Annotated in this window: 19 protein-coding genes and 2 tRNA genes; 9 read left to right on the forward strand and 12 right to left on the reverse strand. The window is 67.2% G+C overall.

Features of this window, described 5'->3' with window-relative positions:
* Positions 1 to 7: 7 nt before the first annotated feature.
* From nagZ to MWN34_RS18310, 4 genes are all read right to left on the reverse strand, one after another.
* The gene (gene nagZ / locus MWN34_RS18295; protein WP_247030751.1) at positions 8 to 1036 is read right to left on the reverse strand and encodes a beta-N-acetylhexosaminidase; all 1029 of its coding nucleotides are present in this window, start codon (positions 1034 to 1036) and stop codon (positions 8 to 10) included.
* A gap of 113 nt (positions 1037 to 1149) precedes the next feature.
* Positions 1150 to 3258: an SPOR domain-containing protein gene (locus MWN34_RS18300; protein WP_247030752.1), complete on the reverse strand. Its 2109-nt coding sequence runs from the start codon at positions 3256 to 3258 to the stop codon at positions 1150 to 1152.
* Between the two features lie 84 nt (positions 3259 to 3342).
* Positions 3343 to 5109, reverse strand: a complete 1767-nt coding sequence (argS, locus tag MWN34_RS18305; RefSeq protein ID WP_247030753.1) for an arginine--tRNA ligase — start codon at positions 5107 to 5109, stop codon at positions 3343 to 3345.
* Between the two features lie 56 nt (positions 5110 to 5165).
* Entirely contained in the window at positions 5166 to 6338 is a 1173-nt protein-coding gene (locus tag MWN34_RS18310; protein ID WP_247030754.1) for a deoxyguanosinetriphosphate triphosphohydrolase, read from the reverse strand.
* A 123-nt stretch (positions 6339 to 6461) separates the two neighbouring features.
* Between MWN34_RS18310 and erpA the strand changes: the two genes are divergently transcribed.
* From erpA to xth, 3 genes are read left to right on the forward strand one after another with little or no spacing between them, the layout of a single operon-like run.
* Positions 6462 to 6821 (forward strand): iron-sulfur cluster insertion protein ErpA, encoded by a 360-nt coding sequence (erpA, locus tag MWN34_RS18315; RefSeq protein WP_247030755.1) that lies wholly within the window; start codon positions 6462 to 6464, stop codon positions 6819 to 6821.
* Entirely contained in the window at positions 6821 to 7597 is a 777-nt protein-coding gene (locus MWN34_RS18320) for a 5'-methylthioadenosine/adenosylhomocysteine nucleosidase (RefSeq protein WP_247030756.1), read from the forward strand. The genes erpA and MWN34_RS18320 overlap by 1 nt, the downstream gene beginning before the upstream one ends.
* Positions 7598 to 7614: 17 nt before the next feature.
* Positions 7615 to 8409 (forward strand): exodeoxyribonuclease III, encoded by a 795-nt coding sequence (xth, locus tag MWN34_RS18325; protein WP_247030757.1) that lies wholly within the window; start codon positions 7615 to 7617, stop codon positions 8407 to 8409.
* A gap of 45 nt (positions 8410 to 8454) precedes the next feature.
* On the opposite strand, the gene MWN34_RS18330 is transcribed toward xth, so the two are convergent.
* The 7 genes from MWN34_RS18330 to MWN34_RS18360 form a co-directional block, all read right to left on the reverse strand.
* A complete protein-coding gene (locus MWN34_RS18330; RefSeq protein ID WP_247030758.1) occupies positions 8455 to 9282 on the reverse strand; it encodes a tetratricopeptide repeat protein in 828 nt (275 codons plus the stop codon).
* Positions 9269 to 10996, reverse strand: coding sequence for a dihydroxy-acid dehydratase (ilvD, locus tag MWN34_RS18335; RefSeq protein ID WP_247030759.1), 1728 nt, complete (start codon positions 10994 to 10996; stop codon positions 9269 to 9271). The genes MWN34_RS18330 and ilvD overlap by 14 nt, the downstream gene beginning before the upstream one ends.
* A 300-nt stretch (positions 10997 to 11296) precedes the next feature.
* Positions 11297 to 12013 (reverse strand): MgtC/SapB family protein, encoded by a 717-nt coding sequence (locus MWN34_RS18340; RefSeq protein WP_247030760.1) that lies wholly within the window; start codon positions 12011 to 12013, stop codon positions 11297 to 11299.
* A 72-nt stretch (positions 12014 to 12085) separates the two neighbouring features.
* Positions 12086 to 14917, reverse strand: a complete 2832-nt coding sequence (locus MWN34_RS18345; RefSeq protein WP_247030761.1) for a valine--tRNA ligase — start codon at positions 14915 to 14917, stop codon at positions 12086 to 12088.
* Positions 14918 to 15005: 88 nt separating this feature from the next.
* Entirely contained in the window at positions 15006 to 15374 is a 369-nt protein-coding gene (locus MWN34_RS19670; protein WP_343311954.1) for a DUF2497 domain-containing protein, read from the reverse strand.
* A gap of 538 nt (positions 15375 to 15912) precedes the next feature.
* Positions 15913 to 17325 (reverse strand): TolC family outer membrane protein, encoded by a 1413-nt coding sequence (locus tag MWN34_RS18355; RefSeq protein WP_247030762.1) that lies wholly within the window; start codon positions 17323 to 17325, stop codon positions 15913 to 15915.
* 172 nt (positions 17326 to 17497) lie between these two features.
* The gene (locus MWN34_RS18360) at positions 17498 to 18160 is read right to left on the reverse strand and encodes a protein-L-isoaspartate O-methyltransferase family protein (RefSeq protein WP_247030763.1); all 663 of its coding nucleotides are present in this window, start codon (positions 18158 to 18160) and stop codon (positions 17498 to 17500) included.
* A gap of 289 nt (positions 18161 to 18449) precedes the next feature.
* On the opposite strand from MWN34_RS18360, the gene MWN34_RS18365 reads away from it, so the two are divergent.
* The 3 genes from MWN34_RS18365 to MWN34_RS18375 all read left to right on the forward strand — a co-directional run bounded on the left by MWN34_RS18365 (position 18450) and on the right by MWN34_RS18375 (position 20863).
* Positions 18450 to 18523, forward strand: a tRNA-Cys gene (locus MWN34_RS18365).
* A gap of 353 nt (positions 18524 to 18876) precedes the next feature.
* On the forward strand, positions 18877 to 20676 hold the full coding sequence (locus MWN34_RS18370; protein ID WP_247030764.1) for an ABC transporter ATP-binding protein: 1800 nt from the start codon (positions 18877 to 18879) through the stop codon (positions 20674 to 20676).
* 111 nt (positions 20677 to 20787) lie between these two features.
* Positions 20788 to 20863, forward strand: a tRNA-Asn gene (locus MWN34_RS18375).
* Positions 20864 to 21005: 142 nt separating this feature from the next.
* On the opposite strand, the gene MWN34_RS18380 is transcribed toward MWN34_RS18375, so the two are convergent.
* Positions 21006 to 21257: a GlsB/YeaQ/YmgE family stress response membrane protein gene (locus MWN34_RS18380; RefSeq protein WP_247030765.1), complete on the reverse strand. Its 252-nt coding sequence runs from the start codon at positions 21255 to 21257 to the stop codon at positions 21006 to 21008.
* A 108-nt stretch (positions 21258 to 21365) separates the two neighbouring features.
* On the opposite strand from MWN34_RS18380, the gene MWN34_RS18385 reads away from it, so the two are divergent.
* The 3 genes from MWN34_RS18385 to MWN34_RS18395 all read left to right on the forward strand — a co-directional run bounded on the left by MWN34_RS18385 (position 21366) and on the right by MWN34_RS18395 (position 24439).
* Positions 21366 to 21908 (forward strand): YidB family protein, encoded by a 543-nt coding sequence (locus MWN34_RS18385; RefSeq protein WP_247030766.1) that lies wholly within the window; start codon positions 21366 to 21368, stop codon positions 21906 to 21908.
* A 295-nt stretch (positions 21909 to 22203) separates the two neighbouring features.
* The gene (locus tag MWN34_RS18390; RefSeq protein ID WP_247030767.1) at positions 22204 to 23523 is read left to right on the forward strand and encodes an NtaA/DmoA family FMN-dependent monooxygenase; all 1320 of its coding nucleotides are present in this window, start codon (positions 22204 to 22206) and stop codon (positions 23521 to 23523) included.
* Between the two features lie 64 nt (positions 23524 to 23587).
* Complete coding sequence (locus MWN34_RS18395; RefSeq protein WP_247030768.1) at positions 23588 to 24439, forward strand: transporter substrate-binding domain-containing protein; 852 nt, start codon at positions 23588 to 23590, stop codon at positions 24437 to 24439.
* Positions 24440 to 24457 lie beyond the last annotated feature (18 nt).

Below are 24457 nucleotides of genomic sequence, written 5' to 3' on the forward strand. Positions count from 1 at the left end.
TTCCCTCTCAGGAGACGGCGATCATAGCCGAAAATTGCGTGCGCGCTTCGGAAAGCTCGATGGATTGCCGCCCATTCAGCCGGGAAAGCGCGGCTGCACAGCGTCGCGCGGGCTCGCCCTTCAGCACGGGAGTCGCGCTCGCGACCTCCACCATCTCGTCCATCCGGCCGTTGCAATGGAGGGCGAGATCGCAGCCGGCGGCAAAGGCGGCTTCCGTCCGGGCGGCCAGCGTTCCGGACAGCGCACCCATGGAGAGGTCGTCGCTCATCAGCGCGCCGTCAAAGCCGATATGCCCCCGGATGATCTCAGCGATCACGGTGGGCGAGGTCGTCGCCGGGTGTCCCGGGTCGATCGCGGCATAGACGACATGCGCAGTCATAGCGAGCGGCAGGTCGCTGAGCCGGCGGAAGGGTTCGAAATCCGTCGCCTCCAGCTCGGCGCGCGAGGTTTCGACCACCGGCAGGCTCTCATGGCTGTCGGCGCGCGCCCGGCCATGGCCGGGAATGTGCTTGAGTACCGGCAGCACGCCGCCCGCCATCAGTCCCTCGGCCGCCGCCCGCGCAAGCGCGGCCACCTGCGCCGGCTCGGACCCATAGGCCCGGTCGCCGATGATGCCATGGCCTTCCGGCAGACGCAGATCGGCGCAGGGAACGCAATCCACATTGATACCCAGCGCCGCCATATCCTCCGCCATCAACCGCGCGCCGAGGCGGGCGGCCGCCTCGCCTTCGGCAAGACCGTCGCGCAGGGCGATACGCTCGAAGCACTCCGCAGCGGGATAGGCCGGCCAGTGCGGCACATTAAGGCGCTGGACCCGCCCGCCTTCCTGATCGACCAGCACCGGCGCATCGGGCCGCTCGACGACGGCGCGAAAAGCGTCGACCAGCGCCGCGACCTGCGCCGGACTCTCGATGTTGCGGCGAAAGATGATAAGGCCCCACGGATTGTTCGCGCGGAAGAAGCCCTCCTCCTCGGGCGTCAGCACGAGGCCGGCGCAACCGGAGATGAAGGCGCGGACAGAGGCGGGCTTGGACATGACGGGAATGCAGCTTCCGGGAGCGCGGGGACGGCGGTGCCGCCCTTGTTCTGGGACACACCTCCCGCCGGCACGGCCCTTTGACCGTCATCCGGCGGAAGAAGGGGTCTGGATCAGTACTTCTGCACCATGCACTGGCCGCCCTGGGTGCGCAGATTCTGGCACAGGTTCACGGCTTGGTCGCGATTGGCGAAGGGACCCACCTGCGTGCGGTAGTAGATGCCCTTGTCGGCGAGATCGACCCGACGGATGCTCGGCTTGTAGTTACCAAGCACGCCCGGATATTTCGTCTGCGCCGATTTCCACACGCCCTGCGCCTCGGCCTGCGAACCGACGGAGGCAAGCTGCACGAAGAAGCCGCTGGCGGTGGAGAGGCCCGAGGCCGCGTCGACGGCTGCTGTCTGGGTCCCGCCCGCGGGATCGCGGTTGGGCGGCAGCGGAACGCCGGCATCGTCACCCGCGGGCGTTGCCGGGGCATAGGCGATCGGCGTGGAATCGGTCGGCGAGGCACCGCCCACCGGCGTCGTCGGCGAGACCGGCGCGGGGGCCGGCGCGTCCACGACGGTGCCGTCGGCCCGCACGGTCAGCGTGCGCACGCGCCTGGGCTCGGTCGCCCCGGCGCCGGCCGCGGCGGGGGCCGCGCCACTGGCAGGCATCGCACCGGTGGGCGCGGGCGTGCTCGGGGTCGGGGCGCCGACCGTGACGTTGCGCGGCTGGGCGGCCTGCGTCACGTCCACCGGCTGCTCCTCGCGGGGCACCACCTTCTCGCCGCCCTGCGGCGCGTCGGCGCCAACGCGGTCATAGATCACCTTCTGGCCGTCGCCATTGGGGTCGCCGGTCGGCTTGTCGGGCGTCACCTTGTTGGGCGTGTCGTCCGCCTTGATGACGGGCGGCTGGCCATCGGCGCTGCTGGCGAAATGTGCCGAACCGCCGCCACCCTGACGCCAGACATAGAAGCCGGTGAGCGCCACCGTGCCGAGCAGAACCAGCGCGGTGACGACAACGAGCCGCTTGCGCTTGCGGGCGCGCTGCTCGGCATCGAACGCCTCATATTCCGCGGTGTAGTCGACATCGGCCTCGTCGTCATAGACGTCCTCGGCCGCACCGCGGTCATGGGCGCCGAGATCGAGGCGTTCATCCTCGTCCGCCTCGGGTCCGGGGCGGGCGGGCGCCGCGGGCTGGGCGGGCGCAACGGGAGCGAGAGGCTGGCGGCCGGCTGGAGCCGCGGGACGCTGGGCGGACCGGTCACGGGCAAGGAAATCGGGCAGTTGCGCATCGGAAGCGCGGGGCTCGGTGCCGCGGGCTTCCGGTACCGCCGCCGGACGGCCTGCCGGCTGCCGGGCCGCGCCATAACCCTGCGGCTGGCGCGGCGGGGGCACCGGCGCGTCCATGCCATCGAAATCGAACCCCTGCCCCAGCGCATCGGCCACCGCAGCGGCACCGGCACTGGACGTATCGCGTGCGCGCTCGGTCACGGCGGGGCGGCGCGTATCGACGAAAGGATCCTGCTGGCGCGAAACGGGACGGGAGGGGTTGCGGTTGAGCTCCCTCGCCTGATTCTCCAGCGCATGCTGGTGCGGTTGGCCCGGATAGGGATCGGCCGCATTGCGCGTGGGATCGGCATAAACGTCGCGGGCGTAATTGGAGAGCGGCCCGGGTGAACCGAGCGGCATGTCGCGCGGGGCCCGGTTGCCCTGGCCATAGGCCGGGATCCGCAGATTGGCGCGAGGATCGGTGGGCGCACGGGGAGCGTCCATTCGCGGATCGTGACGCTCCGGCTCCTGCCCGCGAGGAGCTTCGCCGCGTGGAGCCTGCCCACGCGGATCCGGCTGCCGCGGCTCCAGACGCGGATCGCGCGGACGCGGCTCATGGTTGCGCGGCGGCTGTCGCGGATCGGCGGGACGCGGCTCCGGGGCACGATAGTCCTGCCCACGCGTCTCTTGCCCACGCGGCTCCTGCCCGCGGCTCTCCGGGCCACGCGACGCCTGCGGCAAAGGCTGGCGACCACCCATCGGCGCGCGAGGTTCTTGTGCACGCGGCTCCGGCGCGCGAGGGGCCGCCGGTCGCGCGGCAGGCTGGCTCGCCATCAGGTCGGCAAAAGGGTCGTCCTGCGCGATCAGCCGCGCGAGTTCGGCCAACCGCTCGTCGGCCGCGGCCCGTTCCGACGCGGACTGGGGATGAGCCTCGTCCTGCCGGTAACGTCCCCTGCTCTCGTCAACCATCGCACCGATCCATCTGACTGCTGTCGCGTCCTGCCGGCTCGGGCGAGCCGGCACCATATACTGGGCGGCAGCCGATACCGGCGCTCACCGCATTTCTTCTGGCGCTGCGACCCCGAGAATGGCGAGCCCGGACGCGATTACGAGGGCGACCGCCTGCACCAGCGCCAGCCGAGCATGGCTCAAGAATCGATCATCTTCGATAATGAAGCGTAAATGAGGCAGGTCTTTACCGCGATTCCACTGGGCATGCAGGGCGCTGGCGAGGTCATAGAGATAGAACGCGACCCGGTGCGGCTCACGCGCCGAGGCTGCCTGCTCGATCAGCCGGGGATAGTTCGCGAGCTGCCGGATCAACGCAACCTCGCCTTCGTCCGTCAGCCGATCGAGCGGCGCGCCGGCATAGGCGGACAGGTCCGCGGGCAATTCGCCCAGCGCCTCCTTCGCATTGCGCAGGATCGAGTGCGCGCGGGCATTCGCATACTGTACGTAGAAGACCGGGTTGTCCTTGGTCTGCTCGATCACCTTGGCAAGATCGAAGTCCAGCACCGCGTCGTTCTTGCGGTTGATCATCATGAAGCGGACCGCGTCGCGGCCGACCTCGTCGACGACCTCGCGCAGCGTGACGAAGGAGCCGGAGCGCTTCGACATCTTCACCGGCTCGCCATTGCGCAGGAGCCGGACCAACTGGCACAGCTCCACCTCCAGCGTGCCCTCGCCGCCGGTCGCCGCGGTGACCGCCGCCTGCATGCGCTTCACATAGCCGCCATGGTCGGCGCCCCAGATGTCGATCATCCGGGAGAAGCCGCGGTCGAACTTGTCCTTGTGATAGGCGATGTCGGCGGCGAAATAGGTGTAGCTGCCGTCGGACTTCATCAGCGGACGGTCGATCTCGTCGCCGAAGGCGGTGGCCCGGAACAGGGTCTGCTCGCGATCCTCCCAATCCTCCACCGGCTGGCCCTTGGGCGGCGGCAGCCGTCCCTCATAGACAAGATCGCGGGTGCGAAGCTCATCCAGCAACCTGTCGATGATCGAGCCGTTGCCGCCCTCCCGGTCGTGCAGGGTGCGCTCGGAGAAGAACACCTCATGGCGGATGTTGAGGGCGGCGAGGTCGTCGCGGATCATCGCCATCATCAGGTCGATGGACACGGCCTTGGCGATGGCGATCTGCTGCACCTCCGGCATCGCGGCGAGCGCGGGGCCGTATTCCCTGGCCAGCGCCTCGCCGACCGGCACGAGATAGTCGCCGGGATAGAGGCCCTCGGGAATGGAGATCGTCTCGCCCAGCGCCTCGCGGTAGCGCAGCAGCGCCGAGCGGGCGAGCACCTCGATCTGGGCGCCAGCGTCGTTGATGTAATATTCGCGCGTCACCTGCCAGCCGGCAAAGGCCAGCAGGTTCGCCAGCGCGTCGCCGAACACCGCGCCGCGGCAATGGCCGACATGCATCGGCCCCGTCGGGTTGGCCGAGACATATTCGACGTTCACCGCCGCGCCCCGGCCGAGATCGGCCTTGCCATAATCGACGCCCGCCAGCAGCATCGCCTTGAGCAGCGCCGGCCAGGCGGCGCCGTCCAGCGCGATGTTGATGAAGCCGGGACCGGCCACATCCACCCGGGTGACACCCTCCACCGCGCGCAGCTTCTCCGCCAGCTTCTCGGCGAGGTCGCGTGGCTTCATCTTCGCGTCTTTGGATAGGACCATGGCCGCATTGGTCGCGAGGTCGCCATGGGCAATATCGCGTGGCGGCTCGACCACGACGCGGCTGCCATCCAGCCCTTCCGGCAGCGCGCCCTCGGCGACAAGGGCGTCAACGGCAGCGCGAACGTGATCGGCGAAGATCGCGTAGAGATTCATCGGGCAGGCTCCGAAAGGATCGGGCGGGGCGCTTCCCCCGCAAAGGTGCCGAGGCCCTAGCGCAGTTCCGGTGTCCGGTCAAAGAGCCGCTGGTGCTCGGCCAGCGCATAGCGGTCGGTCTGGCCGGCAATGAAATCGGCGATGCGGCGGGCTCGCCGGGCTTCGGGAAGGTTCTCCACCGTCTCGCGCCACTCCGCCGGCAGGGCCGTGCTGTCGTCCATGTAGCGGGCGAAGAGATCGCGCACCACCTGTCCGGCCTCGTCCATGATCCGCACGACCCGCGGGTGCCGGTACATGCGGCGGAACAGAAAGGCCTTGATGGTGCGCTCCGCCTCCGCCGTGCGTCCGGAAAAGCCGACCAGAGCCTGCCCGGCATGGCGCACATCGTCCGACGACGCGAGGCCGAGCGTCCCGGCGCGACGGTGCGTCTCGCGCACGACATCCTCGATCAGCACCGTGATCATGCGCCGGCCGATCTCATGCACGAAGCGCGAGGTGCCGATGCCCGGCCAATCCGCCCGGATGCCCGCCACCACCTCGCCGAGCAGCGGAAGCTCGGCCAGCTCATCGACGGTGAACAGCCGGGCGCGCAGGCCGTCATCCATGTCGTGGACGTCATAGGCGATGTCATCGGACAGGGCGGCGACCTGCGCCTCCGCGCTCGGCCAGCTCCACAGCCACAAATCCTGCCGCTCGGCATGGGCGGCGATCGCATGGGGCGGCGGCTCGGCGAGCGGACCGTTGTGCTTCACGATTCCTTCATGGCTCTCCCAGGTGAGGTTGAGCCCGTCAAAGGCCGGATAGCGGTTCTCCAGCCGGGTGACGACGCGGAGCGACTGCGCATTGTGGTCGAAGCCGCCATAGGCCGCCATGCAGGCATCGAGCACCCGCTCGCCGGCATGGGCGAAGGGCGGGTGGCCGAGATCGTGCGCGAGCGCCAGCGCCTCGGCCAGATCCTCGTCGAGCCCCAGCGCCCGCGCGATGGAGCGTGCGACCTGAACCACCTCGAGCGTGTGGGTGAGCCGGGTGCGGAAATGGTCGCCTTCATGATAGACGAAGACCTGCGTCTTGTGGGCGAGCCGGCGGAAGGCGCTGGAGTGGATGATGCGGTCGGCGTCGCGGCGGAAGGCACTGCGATTGCCGGCGTCGCTCTCGGCCACGATGCGCCCGCGGCTTTCCTCGGCGCGGGCGGCATAGGCCACGCGCGGCACGGCTGCGGCGACCGCCATCCGGTGTTCTCCCTGGCTCCGATGTCGCCAGCGCACGGCAGAAGCGCGCCGGCGGCCCTTTGACTCGCGGCCGCGCGCACTTAACTATTGCGGCAGATCATATTCAACCGCGAAGGCTGCGCGATGAACGCACCTCTTTCCCCGGAATCCGGCGACCCCATCCCCGTCATCGTGACGGAGCGGGCGGCGCGCCGCATTGCCGAGATCCTCTCCGGCGAGCCCGACGCCAGCGTTCTGCGCGTAAGCGTGGAAGGCGGCGGCTGCTCCGGCTTCCAGTATCGCTTCGACATCACCCGCGAACGCGAGGACGACGACCTCGTGATTGCCGAAAGCGGGGCGACGGTCGTGATCGACCCGGTCTCGCTGGAATACATGTCCGGCTCGCAGCTCGATTTCGTCGATGACCTGATCGGCGCGTCCTTCAAGATCAGCAACCCGCACGCCACCGCGTCCTGCGGGTGCGGCACCAGCTTCGCGCTCTGATGGCATCCTCGGGCGGCCCGCTTGGAGTGCTGTGCGCGCTCCGCGAGGAACTCGCCGTCCACATCGCCGAACTCGACCATGATGAGACCGTCGATGTCGCCGGCATGCGCTTCCATCGCGGCCGGATCGACGGGCAGGAGGTCGTTCTGGTGCTCGCCGGCATGGGCAAGGTCAATGCCGCCATCGCGGCGACCCTGCTGATCGCGCGTTTCAAGGCCCGCTGCCTCGTCTTTTCCGGCGTGGCGGGCGGGCTGGATCCGGCGCTTTCCATCGGCGATGTCATCATTGCCGAGCACGTCATCCAGCACGATGCCGGCTACACGGCTGCCGATGGCTTCGTGCCGTATCAGCCCGGGTTCCTGCCCTTCTTCAATCCCACCGATGCGCTCGGCCTTTCCGCCCACGCCGCGCTCCTCGCCCGTGCGCGCCTCGCGCTGGAGGCACTGACCCTCGCCCCGCTCTCGCAGGCGGCTGGCGGGGCGGGGCGGGCACCGGGGATCCACTTCGCCCGCATCCTCACCGGCGACCAGTTCGTTGCCTCCGAGCCGCTACGCGAGCGCCTGCACCGTGAGTTTTCCGCTGCCGCGGTGGAGATGGAGGGCGCCGCGATGGCGCAGGTCTGCGAAGCCTTCGGCGTGCCGTGGCTCGTCATCCGCGTGCTGTCGGATCTTGCAGGCCGGGATTCGCATATGGATTTCGCCGCCTTCGGCGCGGAGGTGTCCCTCGCCTGCTCCCGCATCCTTCGCACGCTTCTTCCGGTACTGTCGGCACCGTGATTCGAAGGGAAGACCGCATGCGCATCGCCACCTGGAACGTGAACTCGATCAAGCAGCGGGTGGACCACGCACAGGCCTGGCTGAAGGAGACGCAGCCGGACATCGTGTGCCTGCAGGAGATCAAATGCGTGGATGAAGCCTTTCCGCGCGAGGTTTTCGAGGGGCTCGGCTACAACGTCGCCGTGCACGGCCAGAAGGGCTTCAACGGCGTCGCCATCCTCTCCCGATACCCGTTCGACGAGGTACGCATCGGCCTGCCGGGCGATGACAGCGACGTGCAGTCCCGCCTGATCGAGGTGGTGGTATCGACCGCGAGCGGCGTGGTGCGCGTGTGCGGCATCTACCTGCCGAACGGCAATCCGCCGCTGACCGAGAAATACCCCTACAAACTCGGCTGGATGGCGCGCCTGAAGGCGCTGATCGCGGACCGGCTGACGCTGGAAGAACCTTTCATCGTCGCCGGCGACTACAACGTCATCCCCGCCCCGGAGGACGTTCACGACCCGGCCGCCTGGGCGGGCGACGCCCTGTTCCTGCCGCAAACGCGAGAGGCATTCCAGCAATTGCTCAATCTCGGCATGACCGATGCGCTGCGTGCCGCGAGCGACGCGCCGCAGCTCTACACGTTCTGGGATTATCAGGCCGGCGCCTGGCACAAGAACAACGGCATCCGCATCGACCACCTGTTGCTCTCGCCACAGGCCGCGGACCGGTTGAAGGCTGTCGGCATCGACAGGCACACGCGGAGTTGGGAGAAGCCCTCCGACCACGTGCCGGTTTGGGCCGATATCGACCTCGCCGCACGGGCTTAGGGACAGCCTGCCCGATCCATTCGCTTCGATTGCAAGCTCAGGCGATTAGCGATCGACCTTCAAGTGCTGCTCGAGATAGACCAGCGCCATCGCCCGCTCGTCCGAGTTCGCCGCATTGAAGGCATCGTCATACAGGTCGACGATCCACTTGTCGTTCGGTCCGGCCGCCCCGTCGCGGGCCAGCGTCAGCCACATAAGGCCGCGTGCCGCCTGCCTGGGAATGCCCTCGTCGCCCTTGAACAGCAGGCTGCCGAGCGCCGCCTGCGCCTGATACTGGCCCTTCTGCGCCGCAAGGCCCAGCCAGCGGGCGGCAAAGCGCGGATCGCGCTGCACGCCGTTGCCGTCGATATAGAGCCGGGCAAGCTGGTACTGCGCGTCGGGATCGCCAAAATAGGACGCCGCATAGGCGAACATATCCCGCGCGCGGCCGAGGTCGCGGCGCACCTTGCTGTTGGGAATCCCGCTCAGATAGTAGCTGCCCAGCGCCACGAAGGCATCCGCCACGAAACGCGCCTGCGGGGCCGAGGGGTTGTCGTCGGCATGCATGTTGGCGATCTGGGTGAAGTAGTCGAATGCCTTCATCTGGTCGCGAGCGACGCCCTCGCCATCGGCATACATGCGCCCGAGCTTCCACTGCGCGCCGGGGTGGCCCTGCTCGGCAGCATAGCGCAGCGAGTCGATGCCCTTCTCGGTATCGCCGGAGCGCAGCGCCTGCGTGCCATAGCGCACGGCTTCCTCCAGCGGCGCTCCGGCGGGAAGGGCCGGAGCCGGGGCGGGCGCGGATTCCGTGTCGCCACTGAACGCGGCAACCGGCAGCGGCGCAAGACAGAGCGCCACCAGAAGGACGAAGAGGGAGCGCTCAAATGTCCGCATAGCACGATATCTCGGCTGCGCCGCCGGGATGAGTGACCGCGCCCTGGCGGGCGGGCCCCACGGCCTGCGCGAACTTCCAGATGGCCCCCGAGCCAAACGAAGACGGACGCGATACCCACTCCGCCCGGCGGGCGGCGAGTTCCTCGTCGGACAGGGCCACGTTCAGCGTGCCCTCGACCGCGTCGATCGAAATAATATCCCCGTCGCGCAGCAGCCCGATCGGCCCGCCAACCGCCGCCTCCGGTCCGACATGGCCGATGCAGAAGCCGCGGGTGGCGCCGGAGAAGCGCCCGTCGGTGATGAGAGCGACCTTGTCGCCCATGCCTTGCCCGTAAAGAGCAGCGGTGGTGGCCAGCATCTCGCGCATGCCGGGACCACCTTTCGGCCCCTCATAGCGGATCACGAGCACTTCGCCTTCGGCATAGGTCCGGTTGGTGACGGCCTCGAAGCAAGCCTCCTCGCTGTCGAAGCAGCGGGCCGGCCCGGTGAAGGTCTGGTTCTTCAGGCCGGCCACCTTCACGATCGCCCCGTCGGGCGCGAGGTTGCCGGCAAGCCCGACCACGCCGCCGGTGGCGGTGATCGGCGCATCGGCCGGGCGCACCACGTCCTGATCCGGGTTCCACTTCACCGAAGCGAGGTTCTCGGCGATCGTGCGGCCGGTCACGGTGAGGCAGTCGCCATGCAGAAAGCCATGGTCGAGCAGCGTCTTCATCAGCAGCGGAATGCCGCCCACCTCGAACATGTCCTTGGCGACATAGCGCCCGCCGGGCTTGAGGTCGGCGATATAGGGCGTGCGCTTGAAAATGGCCGCGACGTCGAACAGATCGAAGGCGATGCCCGCTTCATGGGCGATCGCCGGTAGGTGCAGTGCCGCATTGGTCGAACCGCCCGAAGCCGCGACCACGGTGGCGGCATTCTCCAGCGCCTTCCTCGTCACGATGTCGCGCGGGCGGATCTGCCGGGCGATGAGGTCCATGATCTGCTCGCCGGCCATGGCGCAGAACCGGTCGCGGATCTCGTAGGGCGCCGGCGCACCGGCCGAATAGGGGAGCGCGAGGCCGATCGCCTCGGAGACGGTCGCCATGGTGTTGGCGGTGAACTGCGCGCCGCAGGCCCCGGCGGAGGGGCACGCCACCTGCTCGATCTCGTCGAGGTCGGCGTCGGACATCAGGCCGACCGAATGCTTGCCAACAGCCTCGAACATGTCCTGCACGGTAACCGGCTGGCCGCGGAACGAACCGGGCAGGATCGAGCCGCCATAGATGAAGATCGACGGCACGTTGAGCCGCACCATCGCCATCATCATGCCGGGCAGTGACTTGTCGCAGCCGGCGAGGCCGATCAGGGCGTCATAGGAATGGCCGCGGATGGTGAGCTCGACGGAATCGGCGATCACCTCGCGCGAGGCCAGCGAGGATTTCATGCCCTCATGGCCCATCGCGATTCCGTCGGTGACGGTAATGGTGCAGAACTCGCGCGGCGTACCCTTGGCGGCAGCGACGCCTTTCTTGACCGCCTGGGCCTGCCGCATCAGCGAGATGTTGCAGGGAGCGGCCTCATTCCAGCAGGATGCGACGCCGACGAGCGGCTGGTGGATCTGCTCGGCGGTCAGCCCCATCGCATAAAGATAGGACCGGTGCGGGGCGCGCGACGGTCCTTCCGTCACATGCCGGCTCGGCAGGTCCTTCTTGTCGATGATGGTGGTGACGCCCATGTCCAAGCACGCTTTCCATCTGCAATGGCAAGGTCAGAGCTTTGCGCTCATTCCTTAATGTCCACTGCGTCTCGGACGGATTTCGTGCCGGTTTGTGGCGGCTTCGCGGCGTTTGGGCCGAAGGTTCCTTTCCATCTGGTTAATGAATCGTAGTGTTGCTCACACGTCACAAATCGTTGTTGGCGCCCGGCGAAGCGGGTTCCTTGCCTTCCGCAACGGGAGAAACAGTGAAAGCGCTGCCGCAGGATCCGCCGCCAAGCACCTGCGCAGTTAGGCCGTTGGGCCATCTTCCGCTAACGACTAGTCCGCCACGCGACTCATCCAGCCCGCACTCGTCACCCCCGGCAACTGCCGCAGCGAGGCGACGGCGGCGTTGAGCTCGTCCACACGCACCGAGGTGGCGACCAGCGTGGCGTTGAGCTCTTCATGTTCTTCGCCGCGCTCGGTCGCCTCGATCTCGCCGACCGGGTATTTCGCTGCCTGCAGCACCCCGGCCATTTTCGCGCGAACCTCGCTCGCCCGTTCGGTGCGTACCACGACGAAGACCTCGAAGGTCGATTCCACGGCGCTGATATCGTGCGGCAGGCGCTCCAGCACCCGCACGAGCGGCCGCAGCATGGTGTTTCCGGCGAGCACGAACAGGGTTAGGAGCCCCGCCTGGGCGATGAGATCGGCTCCCGCGCAGGCGCCCACCGCGGCCGAGCACCAGAGCGTCGCCGCCGTGTTGAGGCCGCGAATATTCGCGCCTTCCTTCATGATGACGCCGGCGCCGAGAAAGCCGATGCCGGAGACCACATAGGCGACCACCCGCACCGCGCCATCCGGGCCGGCAAGGTGCATCGCCATGTCGACGAACTGGCACGCGCCGATCGACACCAGCACATTGGTGCGCAGTCCTGCCGTGCGCTGCCGCCACTGCCGTTCGGCCCCGATCAGCGTGCCGAGCGCGAAGGCCGCCACAAGGCTCACCAGCGTGTCGAGGAAGTCGGCTGAGCGGAAGGTGTCGATGAACTGCATGGGTTCGCCGGTTCAGGCGGCGCGTCCCCGGATCAGCGCGATCCGAGGACGGCCGTAAGGAGAAGCAGGCCGTCAGCCACTCGCACCGAGCCGGGTCAGCGCCTCGCGGATCTTCGCCACGCGGGCCTCGGCGGCCTCGCGGCGCTCGCGCTGCTCCTCGATCACCTCTTCCTTGGCGCGGGCGAGGAAATCGGGATTGCCGAGCTTGGCGTCGACCTTGCGGATGTCGTCCTCCGCCTTGCCGCGCTCCTTGGTGAGGCGCGCGACCTCGGCGGCCATGTCGATCACGCCGGCCAGCGGCAGCGCGGCCACCTCACCACGCACGACGAGCTGCACCGCGCCACCCGGCGCCTCATCCGCGAAGACGACCGAGGACAGGCGCGCCAGCCGCACCAGCGCATCGTTCCAGCGCTGCGCCCGCTCGCGCGTCGCGGCATCGACGCCGACCAGCACCAGCGGGATCTGCGCGCCGGCCGGCACATTCATCTCAGCGCGGACCGAGCGCACCTCGGTGACGAGATCGACCAGCCAGCCGAGCTCGGCCTCGGCATCGGGTGCTTCCAGCCCTTCGGTCGCCGACCAAGAGGCCAGCGCCAGAAGCGAGGTGCGCGCCGGGCCGACCTCCCCGGTGCGCGCCCACAACTCTTCGGTGAGGAACGGCATGAAGGGATGCAGCAGCTTCAGGATCTCGTCCAGCACATGGGCGGTGGTCGCCCGGGTCTCGACCTTCAGCGCCTCGTCCTGTCCGGTGAAGACGGGCTTCGCCAGCTCCAGATACCAGTCGCAGAAGATATTCCAGACGAAGCGATACGCCGCGCCCGCCGCCTCGTTGAAGCGGTAGTCGACCAACGCCGCCGTGATCTCCGCGCCAGCCTGCTGCGCCTCGCTGACGATCCAGCGGTTCAGCGTCGACGACACCTGCGCGGGATCGAAGCCCGCGACCCTCCGGCACTCGTTCATCTCGGCGAAACGGGCGGCGTTCCACAGCTTGGTCGCGAAGTTGCGATAGCCCTCGACGCGGCTAGTCGCGAGCTTGATGTCGCGCCCCTGCGCCGCCATGGCGGCCAGCGTGAAACGCAGCGCATCGGCGCCGTACTGGTCGATCAGCGACAGAGGGTCGATGACGTTGCCCTTGGACTTCGACATCTTGGCGCCCTTCTCGTCACGGACGAGGGCGTGGATGTAGACGTCCCTGAACGGCACCTCGCCATCCATGAAATGCAGGCCCATCATCATCATCCGTGCGACCCAGAAGAAGATGATGTCGAAGCCGGTGATGAGCACCGAGGTCGGGTAGAAGCGCTTCAGTTCCGCCGTCTCGTCCGGCCAGCCCAGCGTGGAGAACGGCCAGAGCGCGGAGGAGAACCAGGTGTCGAGCACATCCTCGTCGCGCGTCACCAGCGCGCCGATCTTTTCCGGGTCGTTGGCGAGCGCCTCCGCCTCCGTGGCGGAGACGATGCCGGCCTGCACGCAATGGGCGAGCGCCGCGGCGTAGGCCTCCTCTTCGGTCTCCTCGACAAAGACCGTTCCGTCCGGCCCGTACCAGGCCGGGATCTGGTGGCCCCACCAGAGCTGGCGCGAGACGCACCAGGGCTGGATGTTCTCCAGCCACTCGAAATAGGTCTTCTCCCAGTTCTTCGGCACGAAGGCCGTGCGCCCCTCGCGGACCGCGGCCAGCGCCGGCTGGGCGAGCGTGTGAGCGTCGACATACCACTGGTCGGTCAGCCAGGGCTCGATCACGACATTGGACCGGTCACCGTGGGGCACCATGTGGGTATGCGGCTCGATGGCGGCGAGCAGGCCGCGCTCCTCCATCATCGCGACGATGGCCTTGCGCGCCGCCTCGCGGCTCTGGCCCTCCAGCGCCAGCACGAGATCGAGATCCGGCCCCGGTGCCGCGGCATCGAGGAAATCACCATTGCCCGCGAGGGTGAGTCGCGCCTCGGCATCGAGCACGTTGATCATCGGAAGATCGTGCCGGCGGCCGACCTCGAAATCGTTGAAGTCGTGCGCCGGCGTGATCTTCACCGCACCCGTCCCCTTGGCCGGGTCGGAATAGGTATCCGCGACGATGGGAATCATGCGGCCGACCAGCGGCAGACGGACCTTCTTGCCGACCAGATGACGATAGCGCTCATCGTCCGGATGCACGGCGACGGCGGTGTCGCCGAGCATGGTTTCCGGCCGCGTCGTGGCAACCGTGATGTAATCGCGGGTCTCGTAGTCCGTCGGATTGCCGTCCTCGTCGAAGGCGACCGGATGCTGGTAGGTCGCTCCGCCTTCCAGCGGGTAGCGGAAATGCCAGAGGCTGCCCTTCACCTCGACCTGGACGACCTCCAGATCGGAGATCGCCGACTGGAACTTGGGGTCCCAGTTCACGAGGCGCTTGTCCTTGTAGATCAGACCTTCCTTGTAGAGGCGGACGAACACCTTGGCCACGGCCCGGGAAAGGCCCTCATCCATGGTGAAACGCTCGCGCGACCAGTCGCAGGAGGCGCCGAGCCGACGCAGCTGCCCGGTGATGGTGCCGCCCGATTCCTCCTTCCATGCCCAGACCCGCTCGACGAAGGCGGCGCGGCCCATGTCGCGTCGGCCGGGAAGCTGCCGCTCGGCGAGCTGGCGCTCCACCACCATCTGGGTCGCGATACCGGCATGGTCGGTGCCCGGCTGCCACAGGACGTCCTTGCCGCGCATCCGCTCGAAGCGGCAGAGGATGTCCTGCAGCGTGTTGTTGAGCGCGTGGCCCATATGCAGGGAGCCGGTGACGTTCGGTGGGGGAATTACGATGCTGAAGGGTTCGGCGCCCGCGCGCTCGGGACGTCCGGCCTTGAACGCATCCGCGTCCAGCCACGTCTGGTAGATGCGGCCCTCGACCGCGGCGGGATCAAACCTGTTATCGAGCATGACGGCTCCGAACCTTTAAGATTGGAGCCGAGACAAACCAGAGCCGGGGGGCGAAATCAACTGCCCGCGGTGTCAGGCAGCGTCCACCTCACCGCCCGCCGCGGGCGATGCGCTCGATTTCCGCCCGCACCAAGCGCTCGACCAGCGGAGTGAGGTTCTGGTCCAGCCACTCGCGCAGCATCGGGCGCAGCAGGTCGACCACGACATCGTCCAGCGTGCGGCTGCCGAGCGGCAGGGCGGACATGGGCGTGGCCGCTGCCGGCGCGCGATTGAGTTCGGCGAAGGCGGCACCGGCCTGCGCCATCACCTGCGGCGAGAGCAGGCGTGCGTCCTCCGGGGCATCGGTCGCGGGCGCGTCTGGTTCTTCCGCGGCGGGCGGCTGCGCACTCGCCGTTTCCACGCCGGCTGAGGCGGCGAGCACGGAGGATACCGTCAGCGGCGTCTCCAGCGAAACCACGCGGGCCGATTCCTCGCGTGACTCGGAACGCGGCGCCGGTTCACCGCGTGCGGGTGCGGCGGCAGAGAGACGAGCCGAAGACATTGGAGCAGGCTGCTGCGGCGCTGCGCTGTGAGCCGGGGCACTGCGCATCGGAGCCGGACGAATGACCTCCTCCGCGACGCGCGAATGAACCGGAGCCGGAGCCCCCTCGCCCGGCCGCAGGCGGCGCGGCGGCAATTCGTCCGAAATGATACGGCGGATGGACGCGAGGATCTCCTCCATGGAGGGATCGACAGCCCTAGCACTCGACGACATGAATGGCCCCCGGATCCTGCGGAAGAAACAACCCCAAGCGGCTGCGCGACTCGATCGGCCTGCGCCTTGAGATTGCAGCGAATCGCATGATTTCGCCGAGTATCGCACCGCGCCACCCGACGGACCATAACAGCTTCAAAGTGCCGTTATTGCAGTGGAAAACCCGCCGGTGTTACCGGCTGACCCATTTGTACGACCATAGTGCGCCGCCGGTTGGGGCGGCGCGGGATGTGGACGACCGTTACTGGCCGTCCGGCGTTCGCACGCCGATCCAGGCGTCGCGGACCTGGTCATAATGGATCGTCGGGTTGTAGGACGCGACCTTGAGCCCGAGCGACTTCGCACTCAGCTGCCCGCTTGCGGCGAGGAGAGCATAGGACGCGACCACCCGGTCACGCTGCGCGACGACGAGGCTGGCTCGGGCATTGAAGAGGTCGGTGGTCTGCTGCAGCACGTCCAGCGTGGTGCGCTGGCCGACCCGCCATTCCTCGCGTACGCCCTTCAGCGCGATCTCGTTTGCCGTCACCGAAGCCTGCGCCGACTGGATAGCCGACTTCGCAGCCTCGAGGGCGCCCCAATATTGCACGACATTCGCGCGCACCTGCTCGCGATTGACGTCCACCTCGATGCGCTGCTGGCTGAGCAGTTCCTTGGACTGGCGGATCGAGGCGAATTCGGCGCCGCCCTGATAGATCGGCACGGTGAGGTTGAGCAGCACCGTCGCGTCGGTGGCGCGCTGCACGGAACTGCTGCTGTTGTAGTCGTTGCTCACGCTGCCCTGCAGGCCGACCGTAGGCGACAGGGCCGACTCGGCGACCTTCACACTCTGCACGGCTGCATCGACGGCGAATTCCGCCGCCTTGATCGCCGGGTGCTGGCCGAGGCCGGAGACGACCGCCTTGTCCAGCGAGCGCGGCAGCATCCCGTCGATCGGACGGCCCGGCGAAAGCTTGTTCGGCTGCAGGCCGATCACCTGGAAGAAGGTAGCGCGCGCCGTGTTGAGATTCGCTTCGGCCTGGGCGACCTCGCTTTCGGCGCTGGCCACGCTGGCCTGTGCCTGGGCGACGTCGGTTCGGGTCACCTCGCCGACCGCGAAGCGGTCATTCGTGGCCCGCAGCTCTTCGCGGAACGCCTGCAGGTTCTGACGGCTGAGCTCCAGGAGCGCGCCGTTCTGCAGAACGTTCATATAGGCCGTCGTACCGTCGAGCAGCACGGTCTGCTCGGTGTTGCGCAGCAATTCGCGCTGGCCTTTCACCTGGAATTCGGCGCCGCGCACCGAACTGGCGGTCTTGAGGCCGTCATAAATGGTCTGGTTGATGACGATGCCGACGCCGACGGGCGACAGCCCGTAGCTTGCCTTCACCGTGATGTTCTGCCCGCTGAAGGGGTCCGTCGCCCGCGCCCGCGCATCGACCCAGGTCTGGCCGGCATAGGCGCTTCCGTTGATCTTGGGGCGATAGCCGGACAGCGCCATCGGCACATATTCGTCGGTCGCCCGGGTGGCGGCGCGCTGGGAGTTGAGGTTCGGGTTCTTCTGGTAGGCCGATGCGAGCGCCTGATCCAGGGTCTGCGCCTGCGCCGGAACAGCGAAACAGATCGCCACAGCGACCGCTGCCGACGCAACGACCTTGCCCCCGGTCGTACGATGCCACATAGCCCAACCCCTGCCTACGCAAGTTGAAAAGGAGGCGCCTTCTACGGGCACCCTGCACTATTAACGGCGCAAGAATAGGTAGCGAATCTCGCCCTGTGAACCGGTTGGTTCACCTTCCCTTACCGATTTGTGCGGTGCGCGGCACAATCGCCACAGCAGACCCTCCAGCTCTTCAAAAAACGAAGGCCGGCTTGGGTTCGAAGCCGGGCAGGACCGGCACGCCGGCATCGAAGACGATGCGCGAGCCGATGCCGCCTGTGGTATTCGTGAACACCGTTGCCCGCCCGGCCCGGCCGAAGCCGACCACCGCGACGAGCCGGCCGCCCGCCTTGAGCTGCGACAGCAGCGCCGCCGGCACCGATTCGACCGACCCGTTCAGCAGGATGACGTCATAGGGCGCCTCGGCCTTCCAGCCGGCGGTCAGCGGGCCTTGCACATAGGCGGCATTGAGCAGGCCGAGTTCGGTGAGCGCGGCAGCGCCCTGCGCGGCAAGCTCCACATCCTCCTCCAGCGCCACCACCTGCCCGGCGAGCCGGGCCAGCACCGCGCTGGAATAGCCGGTTCCCGCCCCCACATCGAGCACCAGGTCGTCCGGGCCGACATCGGCCGCCTGCAGCAGCTTCGCCAGAACCATCGGCTCCATGAGGTAGCGCGCGGGGCTCCCTTCCTTCACCTGCAGATCCTCGTCGATATAGGCGAAGTTGCGCAGATTGCCCGGCACGAAGCGCTCGCGCGGCATCTCCATCATGGCGGAGACGATCCGCAGATCGGTCACGTCGTTGGCACGAACCTGCGCATCGACCATGGCGCGGCGCATCTCGGCGAAATCGATCATTGCTGGACTTCCTGGCAGGCAACAAAGAGGGGTTCCAGACTGGAGGTTTGCGGCAGCCGCGCGCGCAATGCAAGTGCTCCGCGAAAAGCCGCGCCGCGGCGCAGCATCGGGCCCGTCACCCGCCCCTTCCCTGCCGCCCAACGCGCGCCGGCGGCCGCGACATCCACAGGGCGCATGGCATGACAGCGCGGCCATGCGTTGCCGTCGCCCCTGCGCTCTGTTATGAGGCCGCGTCGCCTTCGGGGAAGGTCCGGTTCAAAGTGGCCTTTCCCGATGCCGCGATCGCCTCGGCCACGTGGCGGAGTGGTTACGCAGCGGACTGCAAATCCGCGTACGGGGGTTCGATTCCCTCCGTGGCCTCCAGCACGGCCCATGCGCCGCCGTCGTCGAAACCCGACGCGGCGGCGCATGTCGTCGAGGGGGTATCATCGCGGGACGATGCCCGTAGGCCTCGATTGCCGGGCCTGCCGCTCCGGCGCCACAGTGCCAGCGGAATTGCCTTGAAGGTACTGAAGTCCGCCACGAGGGGCCTTGGCGGCCGTGTAGAATGACCCGGCTTGGGTCCGCGTTCATTGACATCGCGGGCCGTCCGGGATTGATGAAGGCCCATTGTCCGGCCTTATCGCGCGTGCGGGAAGCCTTGGTGCAGAGCCCTGGAACGACCCGCCTCAGGCCATCAGGCCTGCGCATCGCCGGACACCCTTAAGGACCGCGTTATGCGCCAATCGAAATTCCTCGCGTCCCTCACCAATCTCGTATCGCCCGAGACGCGGGACACGATCGCCCGGCTGTTTCTGACCGATGGCCGCCGTCACTGGAAGGGGTATGCGCTCTCCTTCGTCTTCATGGGCATCATGGCGGCCACCACATCGGGCCTCGCCTATCTCATGGGCACCGTGATCAACCGCATCTTCGTGGAGCAGAACTCCTCGGCGATCTGGCTGCTCTCCGGCGCGGTCTTCCTGCTCAGCGTGGTGAAGGGGTTCTCGGCCTACGGGCAGGCGGTGACGCTGGCTTATGTCGGCAACCGCATCGTGGCCGACAACCAGAAGAAGGTGCTCGACCGCCTCCTTCATCAGGACGTGCGTTTCTTCGCGGGCATGCACACGGCGGAAATCTCCCTGCGCTTCAATTCCGGCGCCCAGGCTGCGCGCAACGTTCTGAATCTCATCATCACCAGCCTCGGACGAGACCTGCTCTCGGTCATCGGCCTCACCGCCGTGATGTTCCTGCAGGACCCGGTAATGGCGCTGATCGGCCTCGGGGTCATGCCAATCGCCGTGGCCGGCGTGCGCCGGCTGATCCGCAAGGTGCGCAAGATCTTCGAACGCGAGTTCCATGGCGCTGTGCAGATCATGGCGGAGTCGATCGAGACCTTCCAGGGCATCCGCACCGTGAAGTCCTTCAACATGGAGGACGCGCTGCGGGCCCGTTTCGCCAGCCGCATCGATTCGCTGGAACGCGCCTCCAACCGCATGATCCGCGCACAGTCGCAATCCGGGCCGCTGATGGAGGCGCTGGCCGGCGTGGCCATCGCGCTGGTCATCATGTATGCGGGCTGGAGCGTGCTGCATGGCGGGCGCACGCCGGGCGAATTCTTCTCGGTCATCACCGCGTTGCTGCTGAGCTACGAGCCGGCCAAGCGACTTGGCCGGCTCAATCTCGACCTTACGAGCCAGTTGCTCGGCGCCCGGATGCTGTTCCAGGTGCTCGACATGAAGGCGACCGAGGCCGACGAGCCCGGCATGCCGGGGCTCAAGGTCGAGGGCGGGCGCATCGAATTCGAGGACGTCACCTTCGGCTATCGCGAAAACGAGCCGGTGCTGCGCGGCCTCTCCTTCGTCGCCGAGCCCGGCCAGACCACTGCGCTGGTCGGGCCGTCAGGCGGCGGCAAGACCACCGTGATGAACCTCATCGAGCGGTTCTACGACCCGGAAAGCGGGCGCATCACCATTGACGGGCAGCAGATCGAGCGCGTCACGCGCCGTTCGGTGCGTGACAACGTCTCCTATGTGAGCCAGGACGTCTTCCTGTTTTCCGGCACGATCCGCGAGAACATCGCCTTCGGCCGGCCATCCGCCAGCCCGGAAGAGATCGAGCAGGCCGCCCGCGCTGCCCATGCGCACGATTTCATCCTGAGCTTCGCCGGCGGCTATGACAGCAAGGTCGGCGAACATGGCGCGCAGCTTTCGGGCGGCCAGCGCCAGCGCATCGCCATCGCCCGCGCCTTCCTGAAGAACGCGCCGATCCTGCTGCTCGACGAGGCCACCGCCGCCCTCGACAGCGAGTCGGAAGCCGAGATCCAGAAGGCGCTGCGCACGCTGCAGAAGGACCGCACCACGCTCGTGATTGCTCATCGCCTGCAGACGGTCGTGAACGCGGATCGCATCTGCGTGGTGGATGGGGGGCGCGTCGTGGAATGGGGCCGTCACGACGAATTGCTGGCGCGCCGCGGCCGCTATTTCAACTTCCACCAGCTGCAGTTTGCCGACCAGCGCGAGCGCCTTCTCGCCTGAGTCATCCCCAGCCTTCTGCCAAAATGACAACCGGGCGGCTTCACAAACCCGCCCGGCGTTGCTATACGGCGCCCACACAGACGGCGAACGCGCCACGCGCATCCGCCCTGTTCCCTGATAGCTCAGTTGGTAGAGCGTTCGACTGTTAATCGAATGGTCGCAGGTTCGAGTCCTGCTCAGGGAGCCATCCTTTCCCCCGACACTGTTTATTGATCAGGCTCCGCGAAACTCTGTTTCGATGGAACTAGATCTCGTGGAACGGCCTTCGTCGTCCCACGACGGCAAACCGTGCCAGGCCCTGGGGCCCGCCGGTCATATGCTAGGCGTGCCTATGCCCGGCGGGCGATCATGCCGTAGATCACCAGCACGATAATGGCGCCTACAACCGCGCCGATCAGACCCGCCCCCTGGTCCGGGCCGTACCAGCCCAGCGCCTGGCCGAGAAACGTGGCGACGAAAGCGCCGACAATGCCGAGAATCGTCGTCAGGATGAAGCCCGACGGTTCGTTGTTTCCCGGCATGATCAGCTTGGCGATCACGCCTGCGACGAAGCCGATGATGATGGTCCAGAGAATCCCCATGATGCCCTCCCAGTGAAAATTGACGCTGTGAGGAACCAGCACCGTGCAATTTTGTTCCTTCCACACCCCAATAAGGGGTGACTGGGCGGGACAAGGGAGGAACAGATCATGAGTGATCGCGGCTTTCCGTCAATGACGGCGCTGCTGGGACTGCTGGCAATCGCCGGTTTCCAGAACAGGGACAAGATCGCGGAGATGATCCGCAACGCCACCGGCGGCGGGGAACAGGACAACCCCAATGCTGCGCCGCCCACCGCTCCGGGCACGGCGTCGGATACGGGCGGGTTTGGCGGCGGCCTGGGCGGCATGCTCGGCGGGGGAGGCCTGGGCGGCCTTCTCGGCGGACTCGGCGGCATGCTCGGCGGCACCGCGGGCAGCGCCAATTCAGGCGCCGTCGTTCAGGATGGCCTGACGGAAATCCTCAACCGCTTCCAGCAGAACGGCCATGGCGACACCGCGGCTTCCTGGGTTGGCACGGGCGAGAACCGGAATATCGACGACCAGAGTCTGGAACAGGCCATCGGTCCGGATGTGATCGACACGCTGGCGCAGAAGACAGGCCTCTCCCGCGAGGATCTGCTCGCCCGCCTGTCGCGCGCATTGCCGCAGGCGGTCGACGCCCTAACGCCCAACGGGCGTATCGGAGCCTGAGCGCACAAGTCTCCTGACCGTATGAGCCGTCGGCACCCACCGGCGGCTCCCCCCGCCAGGAGCCCACACCGCCCGACCGTCCATTCACCCGGCGCGTCCGCCGTGCGCCGGGACAGGAATTGCTTGTGTCCATAGCGTCGGCGTAACGCACAAAATTTATGCACGCTCACGGTTCAGGCAATCAAATCAAGCTTCGCGTCTTGGCGATGGTCCGGCCTCCGCCTCCGGCCCTACGGTTTCGCTGCGTCCCTGTCCATCGAGGGATGCGTGGTGCCGTCGGAGGAAAGAGCGTCCCATGCCTGCCAACCCCTTCCATCTCGCCTGGTTTCTTCAGGGCTCCAGCATCCAGGCATGGAATGAGCCGTGGACCGGCAACATTGCCCAGGAGTGGATGAGCGCGGACATTTTCGTCGACCTCGTCCGCGGGATGGAGCGCGCGTGCTTCGACTACCTGCTGATCGAGGATTCGATCTATGTCGGTGAGAACTGGCAAAATTCCCGCGACATCTTCCTGAAGGGCGGCATCTGCATTCCGCGGCAGGAGCCATCGGTGGTCGCGACGCTGCTGGCGAGCCAGACCAAGCGGCTCGGCATCGTCTCGACGCTCTCCACCTTCGCCTACCATCCCTACCTTACCGCCCGCATCATCTCCTCGATCGACCAGATCTCGGGTGGGCGCGCCGGGTGGAACATGGTGACCGGCTCGTCCGACCTGTCCGCGATGAATTTCGGCCTCGACAAGCTGCCTGAGCATGACGAGCGCTATGTGATGGCGCAGGAATATATCGAGATCGTCAAAAAGCTCTGGGGCTCCTGGGAGCCGGGCGCGATCATCGACGACCGCGAGAACGGTGTCCTGATCGACCCCTCAAAGGTGCATACGATCGACTACAAGGGCACCTATTACGGCTCGCGGGGACCACTGAATTCCGGCCCCTGCCCGCAGGGGGTACCGGTGATCGCACAGGCCGGCGGCTCGAAGAGCGGACGCACCATCGCCGCGACCCATGCCGACACCATCGTCGCGGCGCCGAACGGCATCGCCAACATGAAGCAGTATCGCGACGACATCCGCGCCCAAATGGCGGCGATGGGACGTGATCCCGATTCGTGCAAGGTGCTGTTCCTGCTCTCGCCCATCGTCGCCGAGACCGAGGACCAGGCTCGCTACTTCGCCGACCAGCGCCGCGTTTCGGCGGCGGCCAACCTCGATGCCCGCATGGCGCGCTTCGGCTGGAGCACCAATCTCGACCTCTCCGGCCTCGACCTCGACACGCCGGTCAGCCAGCTCACCCTCACCACCAACGGACACCAGTCGAGCCTCTCGCAATTCCTCACCCGCGCCGGCGACAAGCCGCTGCGCGAGGCGATGATCGACCATGTGAGCTGCGGCTATTGCGTCGACGTGGTCGGCACCCCCGACAGCGTCGCCAGCCAGATGGACGAGATCATGCAGGAGGTGGGCGGCGACGGCTTCCTGCTCGTGCTGCCAGACGTCTCGCGCCGCTCGGTAGCCACCATCATGGATGGCCTCGTGCCGGTGCTGCAGCGTCGCGGCCTCACCCGCCGCGCCTACGAGCACGCGATGCTGCGCGACAACCTGCTCGCCTTCTGACGACGCGTGTCCCGACGCCTGCGCCGCCTTTGCGCCCCCGCGCCCCACTCATGGACCCACACCGATGATCCAATGGACCCGCGTTCCGCACCGCCTTCGCCGCACCGCCCTGATCGCCGCCGCCGGCCTGATGGCGAGCGGCGCGCTCGGCGCCGCGCAGGCGGAAAAACTCCGCCTCGGCAATGAGGGCGTCTACCCGCCCTTCTCCATGGTCGATTCCAACGGCAACCTGACCGGCATGGAGCCCGAACTCGCCCGCGAGATGTGCAAGCGCATCGGGGCCGAGTGCGAGATCGTCGTCATGGACTTCAAGGCGCTGATCCCGTCGATGCTGCAGGGCAAGTTCGACGGCATCGTCACGCAGATCGCACCGACGCCGGAGCGCAAGGACAAGGCGCTCTTCGCCATGCCGATCGTCTACAACCCCGCGACCTTCATCGTGAAGAAGGACAGCAGCTACACGCTGACCAAGGAGGGCGTCGCCGGCAAGGGCATCAAACTTGCTTTGCAGCGCGGCTCCTCCCTGGTGCCCTACATCCACGACCATTTCGGCAAGGACACCTTCACCGAGGTGTTCTACGACAATCCGGATCAGGAGAAGCTCGACCTCCTCGCGGGCCGCGTCGATGCGGTCTTCGATTCCAAGATCAACTGGACGCTCGAGCTGATCTCCAAGCCCGAAGGCAAGGACTACATGCTCGCCGGCGGCGACCACTGGCTCGGCGATCCGGCCATTCCCGAGGACAAGCGCGGTTATAGCTGGATCTTCCCCAAGACCAGCCAGGCGCTCGTCGACCGTGTGAACACCGCCCTGGAAGGCATGATCAAGGACTGCACCTTCACCACCATCCGCAAGAAGTTCGTGCCGGTGGCGACGCTGGCGGCGGAAGCCGCCTGCGAGAACAAGGTGAACTGACCGCGCGCCGGGAACCTC

This window comes from Ancylobacter crimeensis (genome assembly GCF_023016805.1).
Taxonomy (GTDB): Bacteria; Pseudomonadota; Alphaproteobacteria; order Rhizobiales; family Xanthobacteraceae; genus Ancylobacter; species Ancylobacter crimeensis.

What these genes read in the sequence shown, in the direction of transcription:
- nagZ (WP_247030751.1), bottom strand. Translation starts at nt 1,036, where the DNA reads ATGTCCAAGCCCGCCTCTGTCCGCGCCTTCATCTCCGGTTGCGCCGGC.
- MWN34_RS18300 (WP_247030752.1), bottom strand. Translation starts at nt 3,258, where the DNA reads ATGGTTGACGAGAGCAGGGGACGTTACCGGCAGGACGAGGCTCATCCC.
- argS (WP_247030753.1), bottom strand. Translation starts at nt 5,109, where the DNA reads ATGAATCTCTACGCGATCTTCGCCGATCACGTTCGCGCTGCCGTTGAC.
- MWN34_RS18310 (WP_247030754.1), bottom strand. Translation starts at nt 6,338, where the DNA reads ATGGCGGTCGCCGCAGCCGTGCCGCGCGTGGCCTATGCCGCCCGCGCC.
- erpA (WP_247030755.1), top strand. Translation starts at nt 6,462, where the DNA reads ATGAACGCACCTCTTTCCCCGGAATCCGGCGACCCCATCCCCGTCATC.
- MWN34_RS18320 (WP_247030756.1), top strand. Translation starts at nt 6,821, where the DNA reads ATGGCATCCTCGGGCGGCCCGCTTGGAGTGCTGTGCGCGCTCCGCGAG.
- xth (WP_247030757.1), top strand. Translation starts at nt 7,615, where the DNA reads ATGCGCATCGCCACCTGGAACGTGAACTCGATCAAGCAGCGGGTGGAC.
- MWN34_RS18330 (WP_247030758.1), bottom strand. Translation starts at nt 9,282, where the DNA reads ATGCGGACATTTGAGCGCTCCCTCTTCGTCCTTCTGGTGGCGCTCTGT.
- ilvD (WP_247030759.1), bottom strand. Translation starts at nt 10,996, where the DNA reads ATGGGCGTCACCACCATCATCGACAAGAAGGACCTGCCGAGCCGGCAT.
- MWN34_RS18340 (WP_247030760.1), bottom strand. Translation starts at nt 12,013, where the DNA reads ATGCAGTTCATCGACACCTTCCGCTCAGCCGACTTCCTCGACACGCTG.
- MWN34_RS18345 (WP_247030761.1), bottom strand. Translation starts at nt 14,917, where the DNA reads ATGCTCGATAACAGGTTTGATCCCGCCGCGGTCGAGGGCCGCATCTAC.
- MWN34_RS18355 (WP_247030762.1), bottom strand. Translation starts at nt 17,325, where the DNA reads ATGTGGCATCGTACGACCGGGGGCAAGGTCGTTGCGTCGGCAGCGGTC.
- MWN34_RS18360 (WP_247030763.1), bottom strand. Translation starts at nt 18,160, where the DNA reads ATGATCGATTTCGCCGAGATGCGCCGCGCCATGGTCGATGCGCAGGTT.
- MWN34_RS18370 (WP_247030764.1), top strand. Translation starts at nt 18,877, where the DNA reads ATGCGCCAATCGAAATTCCTCGCGTCCCTCACCAATCTCGTATCGCCC.
- MWN34_RS18380 (WP_247030765.1), bottom strand. Translation starts at nt 21,257, where the DNA reads ATGGGGATTCTCTGGACCATCATCATCGGCTTCGTCGCAGGCGTGATC.
- MWN34_RS18385 (WP_247030766.1), top strand. Translation starts at nt 21,366, where the DNA reads ATGAGTGATCGCGGCTTTCCGTCAATGACGGCGCTGCTGGGACTGCTG.
- MWN34_RS18390 (WP_247030767.1), top strand. Translation starts at nt 22,204, where the DNA reads ATGCCTGCCAACCCCTTCCATCTCGCCTGGTTTCTTCAGGGCTCCAGC.
- MWN34_RS18395 (WP_247030768.1), top strand. Translation starts at nt 23,588, where the DNA reads ATGATCCAATGGACCCGCGTTCCGCACCGCCTTCGCCGCACCGCCCTG.